The 21,740-nt window shown below is 72.9% G+C and carries 17 protein-coding genes and 2 pseudogenes; 11 read left to right on the top strand and 8 right to left on the bottom strand.

The window, feature by feature from the left end; translation table 11 throughout:
* Nucleotides 1-68: 68 nt before the first annotated feature.
* The 4 genes from ACIBCT_RS13215 to ACIBCT_RS13200 form a co-directional block, all read right to left on the bottom strand.
* Nucleotides 69-518 (bottom strand): response regulator, encoded by a 450-nt coding sequence (locus tag ACIBCT_RS13215; RefSeq protein ID WP_344902498.1) that lies wholly within the window; start codon nt 516-518, stop codon nt 69-71.
* On the bottom strand, nt 511-2,109 hold the full coding sequence (locus ACIBCT_RS13210) for an ATP-binding protein (RefSeq protein ID WP_399187982.1): 1,599 nt from the start codon (nt 2,107-2,109) through the stop codon (nt 511-513). Before ACIBCT_RS13210 ends, ACIBCT_RS13215 begins: the two co-directional genes overlap by 8 nt.
* A complete protein-coding gene (locus ACIBCT_RS13205) occupies nt 2,106-3,260 on the bottom strand; it encodes a PP2C family protein-serine/threonine phosphatase (protein ID WP_399187980.1) in 1,155 nt (384 codons plus the stop codon). The genes ACIBCT_RS13210 and ACIBCT_RS13205 overlap by 4 nt, the downstream gene beginning before the upstream one ends.
* Nucleotides 3,261-3,477: 217 nt before the next feature.
* Nucleotides 3,478-4,422 (bottom strand): LysR family transcriptional regulator, encoded by a 945-nt coding sequence (locus tag ACIBCT_RS13200; protein WP_399187978.1) that lies wholly within the window; start codon nt 4,420-4,422, stop codon nt 3,478-3,480.
* Between the two features lie 234 nt (nt 4,423-4,656).
* Between ACIBCT_RS13200 and ACIBCT_RS13195 the strand changes: the two genes are divergently transcribed.
* The 3 genes from ACIBCT_RS13195 to ACIBCT_RS13185 are packed head-to-tail and all read left to right on the top strand — an operon-like array spanning nt 4,657 to nt 8,104.
* Nucleotides 4,657-5,436 (top strand): succinate dehydrogenase cytochrome b subunit, encoded by a 780-nt coding sequence (locus ACIBCT_RS13195; protein WP_399187976.1) that lies wholly within the window; start codon nt 4,657-4,659, stop codon nt 5,434-5,436.
* Nucleotides 5,433-7,370, top strand: a complete 1,938-nt coding sequence (locus tag ACIBCT_RS13190) for a fumarate reductase/succinate dehydrogenase flavoprotein subunit (RefSeq protein ID WP_399187974.1) — start codon at nt 5,433-5,435, stop codon at nt 7,368-7,370. Before ACIBCT_RS13195 ends, ACIBCT_RS13190 begins: the two co-directional genes overlap by 4 nt.
* A complete protein-coding gene (locus ACIBCT_RS13185) occupies nt 7,367-8,104 on the top strand; it encodes a succinate dehydrogenase/fumarate reductase iron-sulfur subunit (protein WP_399187972.1) in 738 nt (245 codons plus the stop codon). The genes ACIBCT_RS13190 and ACIBCT_RS13185 overlap by 4 nt, the downstream gene beginning before the upstream one ends.
* An 82-nt stretch (nt 8,105-8,186) precedes the next feature.
* Here the strand turns inward: ACIBCT_RS13185 and ACIBCT_RS13180 are convergent, their stop codons facing one another.
* Entirely contained in the window at nt 8,187-8,744 is a 558-nt protein-coding gene (locus tag ACIBCT_RS13180; protein WP_399187970.1) for a Clp protease N-terminal domain-containing protein, read from the bottom strand.
* 2 nt (nt 8,745-8,746) lie between these two features.
* Complete coding sequence (locus ACIBCT_RS13175; protein ID WP_344902477.1) at nt 8,747-8,980, bottom strand: RNA polymerase subunit sigma-70; 234 nt, start codon at nt 8,978-8,980, stop codon at nt 8,747-8,749.
* 107 nt (nt 8,981-9,087) lie between these two features.
* Between ACIBCT_RS13175 and ACIBCT_RS13170 the strand changes: the two genes are divergently transcribed.
* The 3 genes from ACIBCT_RS13170 to ACIBCT_RS13160 are packed head-to-tail and all read left to right on the top strand — an operon-like array spanning nt 9,088 to nt 12,983.
* On the top strand, nt 9,088-10,779 hold the full coding sequence (locus ACIBCT_RS13170; RefSeq protein ID WP_399187968.1) for an ABC transporter transmembrane domain-containing protein: 1,692 nt from the start codon (nt 9,088-9,090) through the stop codon (nt 10,777-10,779).
* On the top strand, nt 10,776-12,569 hold the full coding sequence (locus ACIBCT_RS13165) for an ABC transporter ATP-binding protein (RefSeq protein WP_399187966.1): 1,794 nt from the start codon (nt 10,776-10,778) through the stop codon (nt 12,567-12,569). Before ACIBCT_RS13170 ends, ACIBCT_RS13165 begins: the two co-directional genes overlap by 4 nt.
* 24 nt (nt 12,570-12,593) lie before the next feature.
* A complete protein-coding gene (locus ACIBCT_RS13160; RefSeq protein ID WP_399187964.1) occupies nt 12,594-12,983 on the top strand; it encodes a hypothetical protein in 390 nt (129 codons plus the stop codon).
* Nucleotides 12,984-13,109: 126 nt separating this feature from the next.
* Here the strand turns inward: ACIBCT_RS13160 and ACIBCT_RS13155 are convergent, their stop codons facing one another.
* A complete protein-coding gene (locus ACIBCT_RS13155; RefSeq protein ID WP_399187962.1) occupies nt 13,110-15,170 on the bottom strand; it encodes a prolyl oligopeptidase family serine peptidase in 2,061 nt (686 codons plus the stop codon).
* 118 nt (nt 15,171-15,288) lie between these two features.
* Between ACIBCT_RS13155 and mshB the strand changes: the two are divergent.
* From mshB to ACIBCT_RS13135, 4 genes and pseudogenes are all read left to right on the top strand, one after another.
* Nucleotides 15,289-15,786, top strand: a pseudogene (gene mshB / locus ACIBCT_RS13150) (N-acetyl-1-D-myo-inositol-2-amino-2-deoxy-alpha-D-glucopyranoside deacetylase); the annotation flags it as partial.
* Nucleotides 15,787-16,334: 548 nt separating this feature from the next.
* Nucleotides 16,335-16,856 carry a DUF6113 family protein gene (locus ACIBCT_RS13145; protein WP_399188351.1) on the top strand — a complete coding sequence of 174 codons (522 nt, stop codon included), beginning with the start codon at nt 16,335-16,337 and terminating at the stop codon, nt 16,854-16,856.
* Between the two features lie 65 nt (nt 16,857-16,921).
* Entirely contained in the window at nt 16,922-17,365 is a 444-nt protein-coding gene (locus ACIBCT_RS13140; RefSeq protein ID WP_399187960.1) for a hypothetical protein, read from the top strand.
* A gap of 538 nt (nt 17,366-17,903) precedes the next feature.
* A complete protein-coding gene (locus ACIBCT_RS13135) occupies nt 17,904-18,794 on the top strand; it encodes an MBL fold metallo-hydrolase (RefSeq protein WP_399187958.1) in 891 nt (296 codons plus the stop codon).
* A gap of 43 nt (nt 18,795-18,837) precedes the next feature.
* Here ACIBCT_RS13135 and ACIBCT_RS13130 read toward each other — a convergent pair whose 3' ends face one another.
* Complete coding sequence (locus ACIBCT_RS13130) at nt 18,838-21,492, bottom strand: penicillin acylase family protein (RefSeq protein ID WP_399187956.1); 2,655 nt, start codon at nt 21,490-21,492, stop codon at nt 18,838-18,840.
* An 18-nt stretch (nt 21,493-21,510) separates the two neighbouring features.
* On the opposite strand from ACIBCT_RS13130, the pseudogene ACIBCT_RS13125 reads away from it, so the two are divergent.
* A pseudogene (locus ACIBCT_RS13125) lies at nt 21,511-21,726 on the top strand (S-adenosylmethionine--2-demethylmenaquinone methyltransferase); the annotation flags it as partial.
* Between the last annotated feature and the right edge of the window lie 14 nt (nt 21,727-21,740).

The following is a 21,740-nucleotide window of genomic DNA, read 5'->3' as shown; positions in this document are numbered from 1 at the left end:
GGTACGACCCGTGCCCCCGGTCCCCGCCGCGGGGACCGGGAGGCAGGGGTGTGACGCCGGAGCCCGCGTCAGTAGTGCTGGTTGGAGCTGGGCAGCTTGACCACGGTGACGAAGAAGTCGTCGATCCGCCGCACCACGCTGATGAACTGGTCGAAGTCCACCGGCTTGGAGACGTAGGCGTTGGCGTGCAGGTTGTAGCTGCGCAGGATGTCCTCCTCGGACTCCGACGTGGTCAGCACGACCACCGGGATCCCGCGGAGCCGCTCGTCGGCCTTTATGTCCTGCAGCACCTCCCGCCCGTCCTTTCGGGGCAGGTTGAGGTCCAGCAGGATCAGGTCGGGCCGGGGCGCGTCCTCGTACCCCTCCTCCTTGCGCAGGAAGGCCATGGCCTGCTCGCCGTCGTTGACCACGTGCAGCTTGTTGCGGACCTTGTTGAGCTCGAACGCCTCCCGCGTCAGCAGGACGTCACCCGGGTCGTCCTCGACCAGGAGAACGTCTATCCAGCGCAGGTCATTCATCGGGGTCTCCAGTGGGAAGGGTCCAGCGGAAGGTCGTGCCGGGCCGGTCGGGCCTGTCGGTGTCCAGCCAGATGCGGCCGCCGTGATATTCGACGATCTTCTTGCAGAGCGCCAGCCCGATGCCGGTGCCGGCGTAGGCGTCCCGGCCGTGCAGGCGCTGGAAAATCAGGAAGATGCGGTCAGTGTATTTACTGTCGATGCCGATGCCGTTGTCGGTGCAGGAGAACTCCCACATGTCCCCTTCGCGGCGCACCCCGATGTGGATCTGCGGCGGGTCCTGGCCGCGGAACTTGATCGCGTTGCCGATGAGGTTCTGGAACAGCTGGGTGAGCTGGGCGCGGTTGCCGTGCACCTCGGGCAGCTCGTCGTGGGTCACCGTCGCCCCGGCGTCCTCGATCGGCGCGTCCAGGTTGTGCATCGCGGCCTTGAACGGCACCGCGGAGTCGATCATGACGCGCTCGCCGCCGGCCCTGCCGACCCGGGAGAAGTCGAGCAGGTCGTTGATCAGCAGCTGCATGCGCTTGGCGCCGTCGACCGAGAAGGAGATGTACTGCTTGGCGCGCTCGTCCAGCTGGTCGCCGTAGCGCTGCTCCAGCATCCGGGTGAAGCTGGCCACCTTGCGCAGCGGCTCCTGAAGGTCGTGGCTGGCCACGTAGGCGAACTGCTCCAGCTCGGCGTTGGAGCGCTTGAGCTCGGTGGCCTGGTCCTCCAGCTTGCGCTGCGTCTCGGAGGCCCGGCGCCACTCCGACAGGATGCGGCGGCGCATGGCGTCGACGTGGCCGGAGAGCTCGGCCAGCTCGGCCGGTCGTTCCACCGCGAGCCGGTGGTCGAAGTCGCCCTGCGACACCGCGCGGACCTGGTCGGTCAGCTCGGCCAGCGGGCGCAGCACGGCGTGGCGCACGATGAGCACCGCGGCGATCCCGGCGACCAGCAGCGCCACCGCCACCCCGATGAGCGCGATGTAGAGGGCCTGCCAGCCGGCGTCGAACCGGGCGGTGGCGTTGTCGTGCAGCCGGTTCAGGTGCTCCTGCAGGGTCGTCAGACAGGCGCGGACCTCGTTGAACCGGGCGGCGTTGACGGCGGCGTTCTCCCGGGCGGCCTCGGTCTTCAGGACGGGCACCGCGGCGACGACCCGCTCGGCGTAGTCGCGCCGCCAGTCCTGCCCGGCGGTCCTGAGGCGGTCCACCTCGACGCCGACCGTCTCGCGTTCCGGCATCCGGGGGACCAGCGCGGCCAGCGCGCCCAGCGCCACGTTCTCCGCGGCGATGGCGTCCCGGTAGGCCGCCAGGGAGGCGTCGTCGTTGGTCCTGCCGTACGCCCGCACCGAGCTCTCCTGGGAGGTCAGCGCGTTGGAGATCTCCAGGGTGCGCAGCGCCGCCGGGTCGACGACGTCGACCAGGGCCTCCCTGGCCTGGCGCGTCTCCTCGATCGCGTTGATCGTGACGGCGGACGAGATCATGAAGACCAGCGCGATGCCGATCCCGCTGAGCAGGAACCAGCGCCGTACCGGCAACCGGCCGAACCTTCCGGGAGGGCCGGAGTCGGGGACGGAGAGCGGGCGGGGGCTGGCGTCGCCGGAACGGCCGGTCACCGCCGCGTGCTCCGGGAGATGAGGACGGTCGCCAGGTCGTCGCTGAGCGCGTCACGGTTCAGCTCGATGACCCGCTGGATCAGGCGGTCGAGCTCGATGCCGCCCTCCTCCTGGACGAGCCTGAGCAGGCCCTCGGTGCCGAGCAGGTCGGGCCCGCCGCCCACGGTGGCCTCGATCAGGCCGTCGGTGTAGAGCAACAGGGACCAGTCCTGCCCGAGCGGTACGTCGATCGCCGACCACTCGATGCCCTGGAAGATGCCCAGCGGGGGCCCCGAGGGGGTGCCGGGCACCACGCCGATCTCCCCGTCGCGGATCAGCAACGGTGGCGGGTGGCCGACCACGTGCATCCGCGCGTGGTCGAGCGCGGGGTCGATCGTGACGATGCACAGCGTGGTGAAGATCTCCGCGGACTTGCGCTCCAGGCGGAGCACCGACTCCAGCGTGGCCAGCAGGTCGTTGCCGGTGTGCCCGGCCAGCACCAGGGTCCGCCAGGCGATCCTGAGCGCGACCCCCAGGGCGGCCTCGTCGGGGCCGTGCCCGCACACGTCGCCGACCACCACGTGCACGGCGCCGTCGGGGCTCTGCACGGTGTCCCAGAAGTCACCGGCCAGCAAGGCGCGCCTGCGTCCGGGCAGGTAGCGGGCCTGATGCTCCAGCCCGTCCGAGGTCAGCAGCGGAACGGGGAGCAGGCCGCGTTCCAGGCGGGAGTTCTCCTTGGTCAGCAGCTCGGCCTCGACCAGCCTGCGCTGGGCCAGGTCGGCGCGCTTGCGCTCTATGGAGTAGCGGATGGCCCGCGCCAGCAGCCGGGCCTCCACGTCCTGCTTGACCAGGAAGTCCTGGGCGCCCGCGGCGACGGCCTCCACGCCGACGTGGGTGTCGTTCAGCCCGGTGAGCACGAGCACGGCGGCGTGCGGCGCCATCGACAGCACCTGCTCCAGCGCCTCCAGGCCGGTCGCGTCGGGCAGCGAGAGGTCGACGAGCACGCACTGCACGTCGTCGGTCAGCCGCTCCCGGCTCTCGGCCATGGTCCGCACCCAGATGATCTTGGGTGGCTGCTCCGCCTCGCTGAGCAGCTCCTCCACGAGGAAGGCGTCGCCCGCGTCGTCCTCGATGAGAAGCAGCGTGAGCGTTTCGTTGGCGGGGGCGGTCACTGACGCCTCTTCGTGGGATCGGAGAACCTATCGACGCTACGTAGAATAGTGCGATGGTCCGGTAACTGAGGATGCCCGTGTGAGACGTTCCACATCTTGCCAGATGTCGGGAACGATACGCCGGACCCGGCCGATCTCGATGAGGTCACCGTCGTCACCCCGGGGAGCGCCCGCGGGACCCGCGGCCCCGCCGCTCACGGGCCGGCGACCGCGCCGATCATGTGCCGGTGCCCGTGTCGGTGATCAGGTCGAGGCCCTCGGGCAGGTCGCCGTCGCGGGCGGCGTCGGTGAGGAACAGCAGCAGGGTCGCCCGGAACGCCTGGGCCGCGCGGGTGGGCTCGACGTCCTTGCGGTGCGCGATGGCGACCGTGCGGCGCAGCCCGGGAGGGGCCAGCGGCGTCCCGGTCAGCCCCGGGCGGCCGTCCAGGACCATCGAGGGCACCAGCGCGACCCCCAGCCCGGCCTCCACGAAGCGGAGCACCGCGTCCATCTCGCCCCCCTCCACCGCGAACCTGGGCTCGAACCCGGCCTGCCGGCAGGCGGTCAGCGTGGCCTCGCGCAGGTCGTAGCCGCGCCGGAACATCACCATCGGCCGGCGCCGCAGCTCCTCGATGCGCGCGTACGGCCTGCGGGTGTGCCCGGCCGAGGGGGATGCGACGACCAGGTTCTCGCTCAGGACCTCCTCGGTGACCAGGGCGGGGTCGTCGCTGTGCAGCGGCATGATGATCAGCGCCAGGTCGAGCTGGCCGCGGGCGAGCGTGCGGACCAGGTCGCGGGAGCCGCCCTCCTCCACGAACAGCTCGATGCCCGGGTAGGTCCGGTGGAACCTGGCCAGCACGTCGGCGAGCAGCCCGGCGCACAGCGAGGGCGTGGCGCCGAGCCGGACCCGGCCGCGGCGCAGCCCGGCCAGCTCGCCCACCTCGCTCCTGGCGGTCTCGGCGTCGGCCAGCATCCGGCGGGCCAGCGGCAGCAGCGCCTCACCGGCGGGGGTGAGGGTGACGTTCCCCCGGGCGCGGCTGAACAGCGGCGCGCCGAGCTCGGCCTCCAGGGCCCTGATCTGCTTGCTCAGCGAGGGCTGGGCGACGCGCATCCGCTCGGCGGCCTGGGTGAAGTGCCGGGTCTCGGCGACCGCCACGAAGTAGGCCAGCTGCTGGAACTGCACGTTCTCCAGCGTAGGGGGTCGGTCCCGCGGAGCCCCGGGCCCCATAGCGCACCGGGTGGCCGGGGGCGGATCCGGGGCGGGCGGCAGGGCCCGGGAGGATGTGAGATTGCTCGCACCCCGCGGGCGGGCACGGCGCCGAACAGGCGACAAAGCACCGCTGATAGCCACAGGCTATGGAAACCACATCCATGATGACTTGGACGGGGGTAAAGGCTCCTACCTAGCGTCACGTGTGTGACTGCCACTGTTGAGCGCGGATCCGCCACCGCGCAGGTGACCCCCTCGAAGGGCACCGCGAAGAGCCCCGGGGGAGCCCGCCCCGCCCCGCCCGCGCGCAAGGGCGGCTTCCTGGCCTCCACCAACGGCCGCAAGGTTGTGATGGCCGTCACGGGTGCCGTGATGGTGCTCTTCCTCGTCGGGCACATGGCCGGGAACCTCAAGAGCTTCCTCGGCGCCGACTCCTTCAACGAGTACGCGGACTTCCTGCGGACCATGGGCGAGCCGCTGCTGCCGAGCCGCGTCCTGCTGACGATCGTCGAGGTGGGCCTGGTCGTCGCGGTGGCGCTGCACATGTGGGCGGCGGTCTCCCTGGCCCGGCGGGCGCGCAGGGCCCGGCCGGTCAGGTACGCGGTCAGGCGGAGGTCCCGCTCGAACGGGTACGCGGTCCACACCATGCGCTACGGCGGCGTCGTCATCGTGCTGTTCCTGATCTACCACCTGCTGGACCTGACGTTCGGCACGGCCAACCCCGCCGGGACCGCCTCCACCCCGTACGAGCGCCTGGTGGAGGGCTTCGCCCCGTCGCGCTGGTGGGTGACGTCGTTCTACGTGCTCGCGGTCGTCATGGTCGGCCTGCACCTGCGCCACGGCCTGTGGAGCGCCTTCCAGACGCTCGGCCTGGCGAGCCGCCGCAGCTACCGGACGCTGAGGGCCTCGGCCACCGGCCTGTCGGTGCTGCTGGTGGTCGGTTTCCTGGCGGTCCCGGCCGCCGTCGTGATCGGAGTGATCAAGTGAACGGACCGGTCGGAAGGTACACCGAGGGCGAGCCCATCCGCGACACCAAGGCGCCGGACGGCCCGATCGAGGACCGCTGGGAGAAGCGCAAGTTCAGCGCCAAGCTGGTCAACCCGGCCAACAAGCGCAAGCTCGACGTCATCGTGGTGGGCACCGGCCTGGCGGGCGGCTCGGCGGCCGCGACGCTCGGCGAGCTCGGCTACAACGTCACCTCGTTCTGCTACCAGGACTCGCCCCGGCGCGCGCACTCCATCGCCGCCCAGGGCGGCATCAACGCGGCCAAGAACTACCGCGGCGACGGCGACTCGATCTACCGGCTGTTCTACGACACGGTCAAGGGCGGCGACTTCCGCGCCCGCGAGTCCAACGTCTACCGGCTGGCCCAGGTCAGCGTGAACATCATCGACCAGGCCGTGGCCCAGGGCGTGCCGTTCGCCCGCGAGTACGGCGGCCTGCTCGACACCCGCTCCTTCGGCGGCGCCCAGGTCTCGCGGACCTTCTACGCCCGGGGCCAGACCGGCCAGCAGCTCCTGCTCGGCGCCTACCAGGCGCTGGAGCGGCAGATCGCGGCGGGCACCGTCACCATGCACACCCGCCACGAGATGCTCGACCTGATCGTCTCCGACGGCCGGGCGCGCGGCGTCATCGTCCGCGACATGGTCACCGGCGAGATCGAGCGGCACCTGGCCGACGCGGTCGTGCTGGCCACCGGCGGCTACGGGAACGTGTTCTTCCTGTCCACCAACGCCAAGGGCTGCAACACCACGGCGATCTGGCGGGCGCACCGGCGCGGCGCGATGTTCGCCAACCCCTGCTACACCCAGATCCACCCGACCTGCATCCCGGTCAGCGGCGAGTACCAGTCGAAGCTGACCCTGATGTCGGAGTCGCTGCGCAACGACGGCCGGGTGTGGGTGCCGCTGGAGCGGGGCGACGCCCGCCCGCCCGCGGAGATCCCCGAGGCCGAGCGCGACTACTACCTGGAGCGCATCTACCCGGCGTTCGGCAACCTGGTCCCGCGTGACATCGCCTCCCGCGCCGCCAAGAACGTCTGCGACGAGGGGCGCGGCGTCGGCCCCGGCGGCCTGGGCGTCTACCTCGACTTCGCCGACGCGATCGGCCGCCTGGGCCGCGCCGCCGTGGAGAAGAAGTACGGCAACCTCTTCGAGATGTACGAGCGCATCACCGGCGAGGACCCCTACGCCCAGCCGATGCGCATCTACCCGGCCGTCCACTACACGATGGGCGGACTGTGGGTGGACTACGACCTGCAGTCCACGATCCCGGGCCTGTTCGTGATCGGCGAGGCCAACTTCTCCGACCACGGCGCCAACCGCCTCGGCGCGTCCGCGCTGATGCAGGGCCTGGCCGACGGCTACTTCGTGCTGCCGACCACGATCGGCGACTACCTGGCGAACGGCCCCTACGGGGAGGTCGACGAGGAGGCCGTGGCCGAGGCCGAGATCGGGGTGCGCCGGCGGATCGACGCCCTGCTGACCAACGACGGCGACCGTACCGCCGACTCCTACCACCGCGAGCTCGGCAAGCTCATGTGGGACTACTGCGGCATGGAGCGCACCGAGGAGTCGCTGCGCAAGGCCCTGGAGCGCATCCCCGAGCTGCGCGAGGAGTTCTGGAGGAACGTCAAGGTCTCCGGCGAGGCGGGCGAGCTCAACCAGGCGCTGGAGCGGGCCGGCCGGGTGGCCGACTTCTTCGACCTGGCCGAGCTGATGTGCGTCGACGCGCTGCACCGCACCGAGTCGTGCGGCGGCCACTTCCGCGCGGAGTCGCAGGACGCCGACGGCGAGGCCCTGCGCGACGACGAGCACTTCGCCTACGTCGCCGCCTGGGAGCACTCCGAGAACGGCCCGGTCCTGCACAAGGAAGATCTCGACTACGAGTACGTCACGATGAGCCAGCGGAGCTACAAGTGAACCTCACCCTGAAGGTCTGGCGGCAGAAGAACCCCGACGACACCGGGCGGATGGTCACCTACCGGGTCCAGGACGTGTCCCCGGACATGTCCTTCCTGGAGATGCTCGACGTCCTCAACGAGCGGCTCATCCTGGAGGGCGACGACCCGATCGCCTTCGACCACGACTGCCGCGAGGGCATCTGCGGCATGTGCGGGATGGTCATCAACGGCGTCGCGCACGGCGAGCAGGTGGCCACCACCACCTGCCAACTGCACATGCGGCACTTCGAGGACGAGGCCGTCATCACCATCGAGCCGTGGCGCGCCGCGCCCTTCCCGGTGGTGAAGGACCTGGTCGTGGACCGCTCGGCGTTCGACCGGATCATCCAGGCGGGCGGCTTCATCTCCGTCCCGGCCGGGTCGGCCCCGGACGCGCACAGCGTCCCGGTCAGGAAGGACGACGCCGACGCGGCGTTCGACGCCGCCACCTGCATCTCCTGCGGCGCCTGCGTCGCGGCCTGCCCGAACGGCTCGGCCTCGCTCTTCACCGCCGCGAAGATCACCCACCTGAGCCTGCTGCCGCAGGGCCAGCCCGAGCGCGACTCCCGCGCCAGGGCCATGGTCGAGCAGATGGACGCCGAGGGCTTCGGCGGCTGCACCAACACCGGGGAGTGCACGGCGGTCTGCCCCAAGGGCATCCCGCTGGACACCATCGCCCAGATGAACCACGACTACCTGCGGGCCTCCCGGTAGGCCCGTCACGCCCGCCCGGCCCCGGCCGGTCCCTCCGATGGCTCCTCCGGGCGGCCGGGGGCGCGGCAGGGCCGACGGGATCTCAGCCCAGCTCGGCGACGACCTCCCGCCGCAGGGCCGCGGCGTCCACGCCCGCGTCCTTCAGGACGCGGGCGGCCAGGCCCTCGCCCTCGCGCAGGATGCCGAGCAGGATGTGGCCGTCGCCGATGTAGTTGTGCTTGAGGTGCACGGCCTCGCGCAGCGACAGCTCCAGGGTCTTCTTGGCGCGGGGGCTGAAGGGGATGTGCGACCCGCCGAGCAGCCGGCCGCGCCGGGGGGCGGGCTCGCGGTCCAGGGCACCGGGGCCGAAGGCGGCCTCGACCTTCTCCCTGATGGCCGCCAGGTCGATGCCGATCGTCTCCAGCGCCTCGGCGTCCAGGGCCGCGCCCGGCCTGCGCGGGGACAGGCGGGCGACGGCCCGGAAGGCCGCGTCGTGGTCGAGGCCGTGACGGACCAGCACCCGGGCCGACAGGCTGCCCGGCAGCCCGAGCAGCCCGAGCAGGATGTGCTCGGTGCCGATGATCTCGTGCCGCAGGCGGCGTGCGTTCTCCTGCGCGAGGGTCACCGCCTGGCGGGCCTCGTGATGGAATCTCTCGAACATGGTCATCTGTCCCTTCTCAGCAGCCCTCGGCCGCCCGCGTACTTCTTGTGGACCGCCTGCCTGGTGACCTCCAGGCAGTGGGCGATCTCCTGCCAGGACCAGCCCTGTTCCCTCGCGTTCTCCACCTGGAGTGCCTCCAGCCGGTCGACCAGTGTCCGCAGCGCCCGCACGGCCCTGAGGCCCACGGCCGGATCGCGGCTGCCGGCGTCGGAGGCCAGCTGTGCCGTATCGCTCATGGTGTCAATCTAAGTTGACGTCGCCCCGATGTCAACCGTGATTGACGCGCTCGCTGTCAGTAAATGGTTTGCCTGACGAGGGCGGACTTTGTCAGGCTGGCAGGGCCATGCGCTCCCTACCCGTCGCCGATCCCGGCGTTCCCGACGCCCGCAGCCCGATCGGTTACCTGCGGTGGATCGCCCGTACCCAGAGAAGGTCGCTGCTCCTCGGCACCCTGTACGCGACCCTGTGGTGGCTCACCATGGCGCTCGTCCCCGCCGCCGTGGGCAACGGTATCGACGCCCTCCGGGCCGGGGACCCGCACGGCCTGCTCACCTGGGGCGGGGTCGTGCTCGCGCTCGGCGTCGCGCAGGCCGTCACCGGCGTCCTGCGCCACCGGATGGCCGTCCTGAACTGGCTGAGCGCCGCCTACCGGACCGTCCAGGTCACCGTCAGGCAGTCCACCCGGCTGGGCGCGACCCTGCCCAGGCGGATGTCCACCGGCGAGGTGGTCAGCGTCGGCAACTCCGACATCGCCCACATCGGCAACGCGATGGACATCCTGCTCCGCGGCGTCGGCGCGGTCGTCGCCATCGCCGCGGTGACCGTGATCCTGATCAGGACCTCGCCGACGCTCGGCCTGACGGTCCTGGTCGGCCTGCCCCTGATGGCCGGCGCGGTCGCCCCCCTGCTCAAGCCGCTGCACCGGCGCCAGAACGCCCACCGCGACCTGCAGGGCGACCTGTCCACCCGCGCCGCCGACATCGTCGCGGGCCTGCGGGTGCTGCGCGGCATCGGCGGCGAGCGGGTCTTCGCCGACCGCTACGGCACCGAGTCCCAGCGGGTGCGCCACGCCGGCGTGCGGGTGGCCGCGGTGGAGTCGGTGCTGGAGGGGGCGCAGGTCCTGCTGCCCGGCCTGCTGATCGCCGGGGTGACCTGGCTCGGCGCGTCCTTCGCGCAGCGCGGCGAGATCAGCGTCGGCCAGCTCGTCGCCTTCTACGGCTACGCCACCTTCCTGATCGGCCCCATGCGGACCCTCACCGAGACCGCCGACAAGCTGACCAAGGGCCATGTCGCGGCCCGCAGGGTGGTGCGGATCCTCTCGCTGCGGCCCGAGATCGAGGGCGGCACCGGCCGGTCCGAGGGCGGCCTGCTGCGCGACGTGGCCTCCGGGGTCGCCGTACGCCCCGGCATGCTCACCGCCCTGGCCGCGGCCGTCCCCGAGGAGGCCGCGGCCATCGCCGACCGCCTCGGCCGCTACGACGACGGCGACGTCGACTTCGGCGACGTGTCCCTGGACGGCCTGCCCGTCTCGGAGGTACGGCGCCGGATCCTGGTCGCCGACAACGACGCCCTGCTCTTCGCCGGCGTGCTGCGGGACGAGCTGGACGTCACCGGCACGGCCTCGGCCGAGGAGATCTCCCAGGCCCTGTGGGCGGCGTGCGCCACCGACATCGTCGAGGCGCTGCCCGGCGGCCTGGAGGGGCGCGTCGCCGAGGCGGGCCGGGAGTTCTCCGGCGGCCAGCGGCAGCGGCTCAGGCTCGCCAGGGCGCTCGTCCTCGACCCCGAGGTGCTCGTCCTCGTCGAACCCACCAGCGCGGTCGACGCCCACAGCGAGGCGCGCATCGCCGACCGGCTGGCCAAGGCCCGCGCCGGCCGGACCACCCTGGTCTGCACGACCAGCCCGCTGGTGCTGGACCGCGCCGACCACGTCGTCTACGTCGAGGGCGGCGTCGTGCGCGCCCAGGGCTCACACCGGGACCTGCTTGCCGCCCACCCCGGATACACCGCCGTCGTCACCCGGGGAGAGACACCATGAGCAGGCAGGTCCTGCCCGTCGCCGACCGCGCGCAGGTGCGGGCCTACGCCCGCAGGCTCGCCCTGAAGTACCCGCGCGAGCTGCTCGGCGCGCTGGCCCTGCACGGCCTGGCCGCGGTCGCCGGGCTGGCGGTGCCGTGGCTGCTCGGCGGCCTCGTGCAGGGGCTCCACAGCGGCGCCGGCGTCGACGTCACCGCGGTCTCGCTGGGCATCGGCGCCTTCCTGATCGCCCAGGCGGTGCTGATCAGGTTCGCGGTGTACGCCTCCTCCCGGCTCGGCGAGAAGGTCCTCGCCGAGCTGCGCGAGGAGTTCGTCGACCGGGTGCTCGGCCTGCCGCTCTCCACGGTCGAGCGCGCCGGGTCCGGCGACCTGATCTCGCGGACCTCACGCGACGTCGACGCGCTCTCGCGCACCGTGCGGCACGCCGTGCCCGAGACGCTGATCGCGCTGGTCACCTGCGTGATCACCATCGGTGCCCTGGCCGTCGTCGGGCCGCTGCTCCTGCTGCCCTCGCTGCTCGCCGTCCCCCTGCTGTGGATCTCCACCCGCTGGTACCTCAAGCGCGCCAGGGACGGGTACCTGCGCGAGAGCGCGGCGTACGCCGACATGACCGACGGGCTGGCCGAGACCGTCACCGGCGCCCGCGCCGTGGAGGCGCTGGGCCTGCAGGAGCGCAGGCACCGGCGCACCGACACCGACATCGCCCGGTCCTGGGCGGCCGAGCGCTACACGATGAGGCTGCGCACGGTCTGGTTCCCCGCGGTCGAGCTCGGCTACGTGATCCCGGTCGTGGCGACGCTCGTCGTCGGCGGCCTGTTCTACATCCGGGGCTGGGCCTCGCTGGAGCAGGTCACCACGGCCACCCTCTACGTCCAGCAGCTCATCGACCCGCTCGACCGGCTGCTCATGTGGATCGACGAGCTCCAGGTGGGCGGCGCCTCCATGGCCCGCCTGCTGGGCGTCTCCGAGGTGCCCGACGACCGCGAGCCCGGCTCGGCCAGGCCCGAGGGCAGCCGGTTGAGGGCCGACGGCGTCCGCTACGCCTACCGCGAGGGCCACGACGTGCTGCACGACATCGACCTGGTGGTCGAGCCGGGCGAGCGGCTGGCCATGGTCGGCCCGTCCGGGGCGGGCAAGTCCACGCTGGGCCGCCTGCTCGCGGGCGTCCACGGCCCCCGCACCGGCTCGGTCACGGTCGGCGGCGTCCCGCTGGTCGAGCTCCCCCTGGAGGACCTGCGCGGCCACGTCGCCCTGGTGACCCAGGAGCACCACATCTTCCGGGGCACCGTCCGGGACAACGTGCTGATCGCCCGCCCGGAGGCCGACGACACGCGGGTCCGCGAGGCCCTGGAGGCGGTCGAGGCCTGGGAGTGGGTCGAGACCCTGCCCGAGGGGCTCGACACGATCGTGGGCTCCGGCGGCGAGTCCGTCCCGCCCGCCCAGGCCCAGCAGCTCGCCCTGGCCCGGCTGGTGCTGGCCGACCCGCACACCCTGGTCCTGGACGAGGCCACCTCGCTGATCGACCCCCGCGCCGCCCGCCACCTGGAACGCTCGCTGGCCGCCGTGCTGGAGGGGCGTACGGTGATCGCGATCGCCCACCGCCTCTACACCGCCCACGACGCCGACCGGGTCGCGGTGGTGGAGGACGGCAGGATCAGCGAGCTGGGCTCCCACGACGAGCTGGTGGCGGCGGGCGGCTCGTACGCGGCCCTGTGGGGGAGCTGGCACGGCACGTCCGGTCACGGCGATGCCCCGGACCTGCGGGCCACCGCGGGGCCGAAGGTCCTCTGACGCCGGAAGCTACACTCTCGCCCCATGGGTATAGGCCGCATCCTCTATCTCACCTTCGGTTCCCTGATGCTGATCTTCGCCTTGATGTGGACGTTCGACGACGACGAACCCGCGAACATGCAACGGGCACAGGTCTTCGCGCTCGGGAGCATCGGGCTGATGGTCGCCGGAGCCGCCTGCGGAGCCGCCGAGCGCAGGACCACGTACGTTCCGCCGGCCGTCCCGCGGCCCCCGGTTCAGCAACCCCCCGCCCCGCAGCCTCCGGTTCACCAGGCGCCGGCTCAGCAGCCCTACCCCCCGCAGGGCCACGACCTCTGGCAGGGGCACGACCCCTGGCAGGGGCACGCCGCACCGCAGCCGTACGACCCCCGGCAGGGCCACACCCTCCCCCACCCTCCCGGTCGGAACCACTGACGCCGACCGTCCCCGCCCGCGAACGGGCGGGGACGTCCGGACGGTGACCTCACCGGGGAGGCGCGGGTCCTCCCCGGGAAAGGGCTGGTCATACCCGGGGAGGCGCGGATCCTTCCCGGGAAGGCCTCAGGACAGCGCCTTCTTCAGGAAGTCGACCTGGAGCAGCAGCAGGTTCTCGGCCACGACCTCCTGGGGGGTCATGTGGGTGACGCCCGAGAGCGGCAGCACGGTGTGCGGGCGGCCCGCCGCCAGCAGGGCTGAGGAGAGCCGCAGGGTGTGCGCGGCGACCACGTTGTCGTCGGCCAGGCCGTGGATCAGCAGCAGCGGGCGGTCCAGCTTCTCGGCGTCGCCGAACAGCGACGAGGAGTCGTAGTGGCCCTCGTCCGGGTGGCCCAGGTAGCGCTCGGTGTAGCAGGTGTCGTACAGCCGCCAGTCGGTCACTGGGGCACCGGCGACGGCCGCGTGGAACACGTCGGGGCGGCGGAGCACGGCCAGCGCGGCCAGGTAGCCGCCGAAGGACCACCCCCGGATGCCGACCCGCGACAGGTCCAGGTCGTCGGGGAACCGCGCGGCGGCGCCGTGCAGGGCGTCGATCTGGTCCTCCAGCACCGGCCCGGCCAGGTCGTGCAGGACGGCCCGCTCGAACTCCGGGCCCCGGCCCGGGGTGCCGCGGCCGTCCGCCACGACCACCGCGAACCCCTGGTCGGCGAACCACTGGCTGGTCAGGTGCGCCCCGGACGCGGCCAGCACGCGCTGGGCGTGCGGCCCGCCGTACGGGTCCATCAGGACCGGGAGCCGGGCCGAGCCGGGCACGTGGCCCGACGGCAGGAGCACGGCGGTGGACAGCTCGCGCTCGCCCGTCCTGATCAGGGAGACCCGCAGGTCCAGGCCGGGACGGTCGGCGTGCGAGGCGATGTGGCCGCGGGGCGTGCCGTTGTGCAGGACGCGGGTGACCGAGCCCTCGCCGGTCAGGGTCTGGCCGGTGAGCACCAGGGTGCCGCCCGCGGTGTGGCCGCTGTAGACGCCGCTCTCGGGCGGGCTGACGAGCGTGATCCGGCCGTTGCGGTAGGCCCACACGGCGATCTCGGTGGGCTCGCCGCTGGCCCGGAAGAGCACGGTCTCGCCGTCGACGTCGAGGATCTCGCGGACCTGCAGGGTGGGCGGCGTGACCGGCTCGTCGCCGACGATCAGGCGGTGACCGCCCTCGGAGTGGGCGGCCCAGACCAGGCGGCCGTCGGACAGGTGGCCCGGGACGCCGGTGACCACGTCGACCCAGGCGGGGTCGGTGTCCTCGCGCACCACGGTGGAGGCGCCGGTGGCCGGGTCGACGGCGAGCAGCCGCATCGTCCGCTGGTCGCGGGTCATGGTGACGATCGACAGGCCGTGGGCGTCCCAGACGGCGTTGACCAGGTACTCGTCGTCGAAGGGCACGGGGACGCGGGCCCCGGTCAGGGTGAGCACGAACAGCTCGACCGTGGCGTTGGCCGTCCCGGCCGAGGGGTAACGCTGCTCGACGGCCGGGCGGGCCGGGTTGGCCGGGTCGGCGATGTACCACCGCTGCACCGGGGACTCGTCGGCCCGCTCGACGAGCACGGCGTCGCCGGAGGGCGACCACCAGTACCCCCGCATCCGGTCCAGCTCCTCGGCGGCCACGAACTCGGCCAGGCCGTAGGTGACCTCCGCCGTCTCGGGACGGGCCAGCGCGTGGTCGACCCCGTCCCGCAGGTCCTGGATGTGGAACGCGCCGCCGGTGACGTAGCCGACGTGGGCGCCGGTGGGGGAGACGCGCGGGTCGATCACCGGCCCGGCGGTCTCCAGGTGGCGTACGCGCCCGCTCGCGAGGTCCGCCACGTACAGGCCGCCGACGAGCGCGAACGCCGCGACGGTGACCGCGGCGTCGGTGCCGTACCCGACGATGCCCCCGGCCTGCTCCCTGCTCCGCTCCCGGCGCGCCCGCTCCTCGGGCGGCAGGTCCTCGTCGCCCCCGGCCAGGTCGCGCGGGTCGACGACGAGCCGCTCCTCCCCGCTGAGCACGTCGTACTCCCACAGGCAGGTCACGGGGTCGGAACCGCCCCGGGTGCGCAGGAAGACGACGCGGTCGCCGCCCGGGGCGATCGTGAACCCCCGGGGCGCCCCGAGGGTGAAGCGGCGGGTTCTGGCGTGCAGGCGAGGGAAGGTCTCACTCATACGAGCCATCTTGCCAGCTCCGTCCCGCCCGGCTCGTGCTCTCGCGGCCACGGTACCGACCGGATCCCGATATGTCGGGTGAAATCGGCGTCGGTACCCTCGACCCATGACGGAGCGGCTGACGGATCGGCGCCTGATGCTCGTGCACGCCCACCCGGACGACGAGACGATCGGCACCGGGGCGACCATGGCCAGGTACGCCGCGGAGGGGGCGCACGTCACGCTGGTGACCTGCACCCTCGGCGAGGAGGGGGAGGTCATCCCCGCGGAGCTGGCCCACCTGGCCGCGGACCGGGACGACGCCCTGGGCCCGTACCGGGTGGGGGAGCTCGCCGCGGCCTGCGCGGCGCTCGGCGTCACCGACCACAGGTTCCTGGGCGGGGCGGGCCGCTGGCGCGACTCCGGCATGATGGGCGTCGCCTCCAACGACCGGGCGAACGCCTTCTGGCGGGCCGACCTGGACGAGGCCGCGGGCGAGCTGGCCGCGATCATCCGCGAGGTCCGGCCGCAGGTCCTGGTCACCTATGACGAGAACGGCTTCTACGGCCACCCCGACCACATCCAGGCCCACCGCGTCTCCCGGCGCGCCGTCGAGCTGGCCGCCGACCCGGCCTTCGTCCCGGCCCCCGCCTTCGATGAGCCACCCGCCTCCGACGGGGACCCCGCCTCCGACGGGAACCCCGCCTCCGACGGGAACCCCGCCTCCGGTGAAGTCGCGGCACCCGGCGGGACACCGGTGACCGGCGGGACGGGGCCGTGGCGGGTCGCCAAGTTCTACCACACCGCCGTCCCCCGGTCGGTGCTGCGCAGGAGCGCGGAGGCCCTGCGCGACAGCGACACGCCCTTCCTCGCCGAGGCGGTCGAGGACCTGCCGTTCGGCTGCGCGGACGAGGAGGTGACCACCGAGATCGACGCCCGCGCCCACCTCGGCCGGAAGATCGACGCGATGCGCGCGCACGCCACCCAGATCAGCGTGGTCCCGCCCTGGTACGCCCTGTCCAACGCCGTCGGCCAGGAGGTGCTGGGGGTGGAGCACTTCATCCTGGCCTCCGGCGTGCCGGGCCCCCCGGGAGCCGGAGCGCCGATCGAGACGGGAGGGCTCGGCGAGCCGTACGACCGCGAGGACGACCTCTTCGCCGGTATCCACTAGCCTCGGTGCTTGTGATGGAGCAGGTGCCGGTGGTGCGCAGCCCCTCGGAGACGGTCGTCACCGTGGCGGCCTGCGCGGTGCTCGCCGTGCTCGGGTTCCTGGTCGGCCTGCTCTGCGGTTTCCAGCACTCCTGGTCGGTCGGGGCCGTCCCCGTCCCCGTCTCCGCCCTCGGCTGCGTCGCCCTGCTGTTCGCGATCTCCTACGGGGCGGGCCGGATGGCGCGCGGCAAGTCGGTGTCCCTGGCGTTCGCGGCGGGCTGGACGCTGATCACCGTGATCTGGGCCGCCGGACGGCCCGAGGGCGACCTGGTCATCGCCGACGACGTGGCCGGTTACGTCTACCTCTACGGCGGCCTGGTCGCGATCACGGCCGGGGTGCTGCTGGCGCCGTCGGCCGGGGGCGGATCCTGGCTGCTCACCCAGCACGGGTACGGGCCCCGCCCGTCCGCCGCCCCCGGCGCGTCCACCCCGCCCCTGCCGCCCCCGCCGCCCCCGCCGCCCGCGCCCGCCCCGCCGGGCGCTCCCGCCGTCTCCTGAGCCGGGGAGGGCTCCGTGGCGCGACAGCGCTACCGCGGGGCATCCGGATGACGCACAATCCCGATATGCGGCGGTTCCACCGGGTACGGCGAACACTCAACTACATCAACCTGTCGACGCCCCTGGGGCTGCTGGTGGCGCGCCTCGGCCGCGCCCGGCCGGCCCCGGGACCGGACGGGCTGATCCTCGCGTACGGCTATCGCTTTCGGTTCCCGATCGCCTCGGCCTTCACCGTGGGGAACGTGGTGCTGACCCGGCACGAGGAGGGGTACCTCACCGAGGCCCTGCTGCGGCACGAGGACCGGCACGCCTCCCAGTACATGCTCTGCGTGGGCCTGCCGATGCTCCCGCTCTACCTCCTCGCGGTGGTCGTCTCCGTCCTGGTCTGCGGGAACCAGGCGTCCTGGAACGTCTTCGAGCGGCTGGCGAACCTGGAGGACGGCAACTACGTCCGCAGATCGCCCTGGTGGTCCCGGGGTTCGCGGAATGGACCCCCGCAAAAGGAATGAATTCCCGTGTGAGGGGATCAACAGAGGGTGAGCCGACGATGACCGAAGGGGGCCGCCCATGTCGCCGACATCCCACCCCGAGACCGCCTCACGCGTCGCCGAGGAGCCCGTCCTCCCGGGCGAGCCGCGCCGACGTTCCGGCTGGTCGGCCCGGTTCGCCGCGGGGCCGGTACGCGCCCTGAGACGGCTGGGCAGGGCCCCGGGAGAGCCGCGAGGTGATCGTGCCACCGGGTTCCCGGGGAACGGGCCCGGGACGCCCGTCGCGGTCCCCGCCCCGCGCACGCCCCCGGCCGCCGTGTCCCCGGTGTCCCCGGTGTCCCCGGTGTCCCCGGTGTCCCCGGTGTCCCCGGTGTCCCCGGTGTCCCCGGTGTTTCCGGCCTCCCCGGTCTCCTCGGTCTCCCCGACAGGCCCGGTGCGCCACGCGCCCGCGCCGCCTCCCACGTCTCCGCCACGCACCCGCCCGGCGCCCCCGCTGCGGCCGGGCCGGTCGCCCGCGCCGCAGCGGACCTGGCCGGGCGGCTTCAAGGACCGGCTGACCTTGCCGATCCCCACGTTCCAGGAACTGCTGGCGGTCGCCTGGCACGGCACGCTGCGGCCCGACGTCGGGGACGCCGACCTCATCCCGGTCCACCGGGACGGGCTTCCCCGCCCGGCCGGGACCGACGCGGTCGTCACCTGGGTGGGGCACGCGACGTACGTGGTACAGATCGGCGGGCTGACCGTCCTGACCGACCCGGTATGGGCGAGGAAGATCCCGGGCGTCCGCCCCCGCCTCACCCCGCCCGGCGTCGCCTGGGCGGACCTGCCCCGGATCGACGCCGTGGTGATCAGCCACAACCACTACGACCACCTGGACGCGCAGACCGTACGGAGGCTGCCTCGCGACACGCCCGTCCTGGTCCCGGCAGGGCTGAGGTCCTGGTTCACCAGGCGCGGGTTCCGCGACGTCACCGAGCTCGACTGGTGGGAGAGCGCCTGGGTCGGCGGCGTCCGGTTCGACTTCGTCCCGTCCCACCACTGGAGCCGCCGGTCGGTCTGGGACACCTGCCGGACGCTCTGGGGCGGCTGGGTGATCGCCTGCGACGACCGGACGATCTACTTCGCCGGGGACACCGCGTACGGCGAGCGCTTCGCCCAGATCGGGGCCCGCTACCCCGGCGGCATCGACCTGGCCCTGATGCCGGTGGGCGCGTTCGAGCCCCGCTGGTTCATGAAGGCCGCGCACGTCGACCCCGAGCAGGCCGTACGGGCGTGCACGGACGTGGGCGCGCGCCGGATGGCGACCATGCACTGGGGGACGTTCGTGCTGTCCGGCGAGCCGCTGCTCGCGCCGGTGCTGGAGGCCCGCGCGGCCTGGGAGGCGGCCGGGCGGGACCGCGCCGACCTGTGGGACCTGGCGATCGGCGAGTCCCGCGTGCTGACGACCTGAGCCGCGGAGCCCGGGCACCCCCGGCGGGGGCCCGGGCCCGCCCTCAGGGGGTCAGGACCAGCGTGTGGACGGCCGCCTTCTTGACCGACTCCGGGCGGGAGAGCATCGGGACGGTCCGCCCGTCCGCCCACAGCGGGGCCTGGTCCCAGTAGTTGTCGTGGAAGGCGTGCCCGGAGGCGCCGGTCAGGTTGATCCAGCGGGACCCGTCCAGGTCCGCCAGGTCCACGACCATCCGCATGGACGGCAGCCAGCCCACCGTGTAGTCCTCCTGCACGTCCCAGCCGGCGGCGTTGACCGCGTCGTCACCACCGGCCACCGGGAACGGCCCGCGGTTGAAGAGCCACTCGATCGGGCCGATCCCCGAGGTGCCGAAGGTCTGGTGGACGAGCTCCAGCGAGTGCAGGTCGCCCCAGCGCCAGTCCCCGGGGTCCGGGCCGAGCTCGGCGGTCAGCTCGTCGTAGGCCGCGGCCATCGCCCGGCGCAGCATGTCGTCGCGGGTCTCGGCGCGCGGGGTGGCCCGGTCGTCCCAGAACGCGTCGTCCGGCCGCTCCAGCATGACCCGTACGACCTCGAACCAGCGGTCGCCGCCGTCGGGCCGGGCACCCTCGGGCAGGTCGTCGTTGAAGGTCTCGATGAGCAGGTGGCGCCAGACGGCGTTGAAGTACATGGCCGGTGCCGAGCCCGCCCCCTGCGAGTGGTCCCACCCGCGCAGCAGCGCGAGGGCGTCCCGGACGGGCCCGGCCACCTCGACGGCCGTCAGCCTGGGCACCAGGAAGCGGGCGAAACCGTTGTGGTCGTCCTGCTGCAGCGCGCTCATCGCCGCGACGTCCACCTTGCCGTCCTTCACCGCCCGGCCCAGGCGGTCCAGGATGCGCCGGGAGCGGTACCCGTAGGCCCAGTCCCTGGTGAGATCGTGCGGGTAGCGGTCCGGGTCGACGACCGCGTTGTTCGCGGTCACGATGTAGCCCTGCGGCGGGTTGTAGACGCTGGGCAGCTCGTCGAAGGGGATCGTCGACCGCCAGGCGTACTCGCCGGTCCAGCCCGGCACCGGCCAGGTGCCGTCGCCGCGGGTCCGTACCGGGATGCGGCCCGGGGCCTGGTAGCCGATGTTGCCCGCGGTGTCGGCGTAGACCAGGTTCTGCGCGGGCACCTCGAACCCGCTCGCCGCCCTCCTGAACTGCTGCCAGTCCTGCGCGGTGTTCAGCGCGAAGATCGAGTCGGCGGTCCTGCCCGGTTCCAGGGCGGTCCACTGGAGCGCGACCGCGTCGGCCTCCTGCCCCAGGACCGCGCCCATGCCGGGCAGCGTGCCCTCGGCGTCCTTCATGACGTCGGAGATGATCGGCCCGTGCATGGTGTCGCGCACCGTGAGCCGGACGTCGGCGCCACCCGCCACCTTGATCGTCTCGACCCTGGTGGCCATCGGCTTCCAGTCGCCCATGAACAGGTAGGAGTCCTCCCTGGTCCGCTCCAGGTAGAGGTCGGCGACGTCGGGGCCGAGGTTGGTGAAGCCCCAGGCGACCCTGTCGTTGTGGCCGATGATCACCCCCGGCACGCCGGAGAAGGTGAATCCGGTGACGTCGAACGGGCACTCGGCGTTCTTGATCCGGCAGTGCAGCCCGGCCTGGTACCAGACCGAGGGCATCCCCGCCGACAGGTGGGGATCGTTGGCCAGCAGCGGCTTGCCGGACCTGGTGTGCCCGCCGCCGACCACCCAGGAGTTCGAGCCGATGCCGGAGCCGCCCGACGGGTCGCCCATCAGGCTCGGCACCGCGCGCACGGCCGCGGCCGCCCTGGCCAGGGCCCCGGCCCCCGTTGCGACCCGGCCGTCCGGTGGCCCGTCCGGCCGCAGGGTCGGTTCGGGGGCCCGCTCGACCGGACCCTGGGTCGGTTCCGGGGCCCGCTCGCCCGGACGCCGGGGAGGCTCGGTCGTCCTGGCCCCGGGCTCGGCGTCCTGGTCGAACCCGCGCTCGCCGAGCGAGCCCCGGGTGACGATCGGCGGGTTGGTGTCGTACGGGTAGTCGGGCCAGAGCTGTTCCACCCGCCCGCGCGGCAGCCTGCTCGCCGCGAGCGCGCGGCCGATCTCGCTGCTCATGTTGGAACGCAGGTCCCAGGCCATGGCCTTGAGCCAGGCCAGCGAGTCGACCGGGGTCCACGGCTCGGGGCGGTAGTCCGGGCTGGTCGTCCGCAGCAGCACGTACTCCAGGCTCCGGTCGGCGAAGCCGCCGCTCTGCCGCATCCAGGCGTTCACCCCGGCCGCGTAGGCGTTCAGGTAGCGCCTGGTCCGCTCGTCGAGCAGGGGCAGCTCCTTCTCGGCCACCCGCCGCCAGCCCATGGTCCGGATGACCCTGTCCTCGGTCAGCGTCGCCGCCCCGAACATCTCCGACAGCCGGCCGGCGGTCACGTGGCGGCGGAAGTCCATCTCGAAGAAACGGTCCTGCGCGTGCACGTATCCCTGGGCCATGAACAGGTCGTCGGGGGAGTCGGCGTAGATGTGCGGGATGCCGGTACCGTCGCGGTACACGGTGACCTTGGCGGTGAGGCCGTCCACGGTGAGCTCGCCACCGAGCTGCGGGAACGAGGCCCGCACGCCCCACACCCCGGCACCGGCGAGCGCCAGGCCCAGCACCAGGAGAACGGTGAGCACCCGCGCGGGCCACCTGAGCGCGCGGGGGAGCCGGGCATATGGGCGGAACCTCACGAAAACCTCCTAGACGGCATGGTCCCGCAAGTGTGGCACCACCTCCGCCGTCCCGGCATGATGATCATTGACGAAGATGCGGGCATGAGACTTTCTGCCGACGGCCTGGTCGACGCCCCGGCCGTCTCGAACGGCCGGTCCGGTGTCGTGGCCGACGGCGCCGTCCGTGACACCGTCGCCCTGGCCGGGCCGGACCTGGGGATCGAGGCCCTCGGGCCGAACCCGGCCAGGAGCGCCGAGAAGGGCGC

Source organism: Streptosporangium sp. NPDC050855 (genome assembly GCF_044456585.1).
GTDB lineage: Bacteria > Actinomycetota > Actinomycetes > Streptosporangiales > Streptosporangiaceae > Streptosporangium > Streptosporangium longisporum.
Note: the sequence above shows the minus strand (reverse complement) of the source record. Positions and strands in the feature narration are given on the sequence as shown.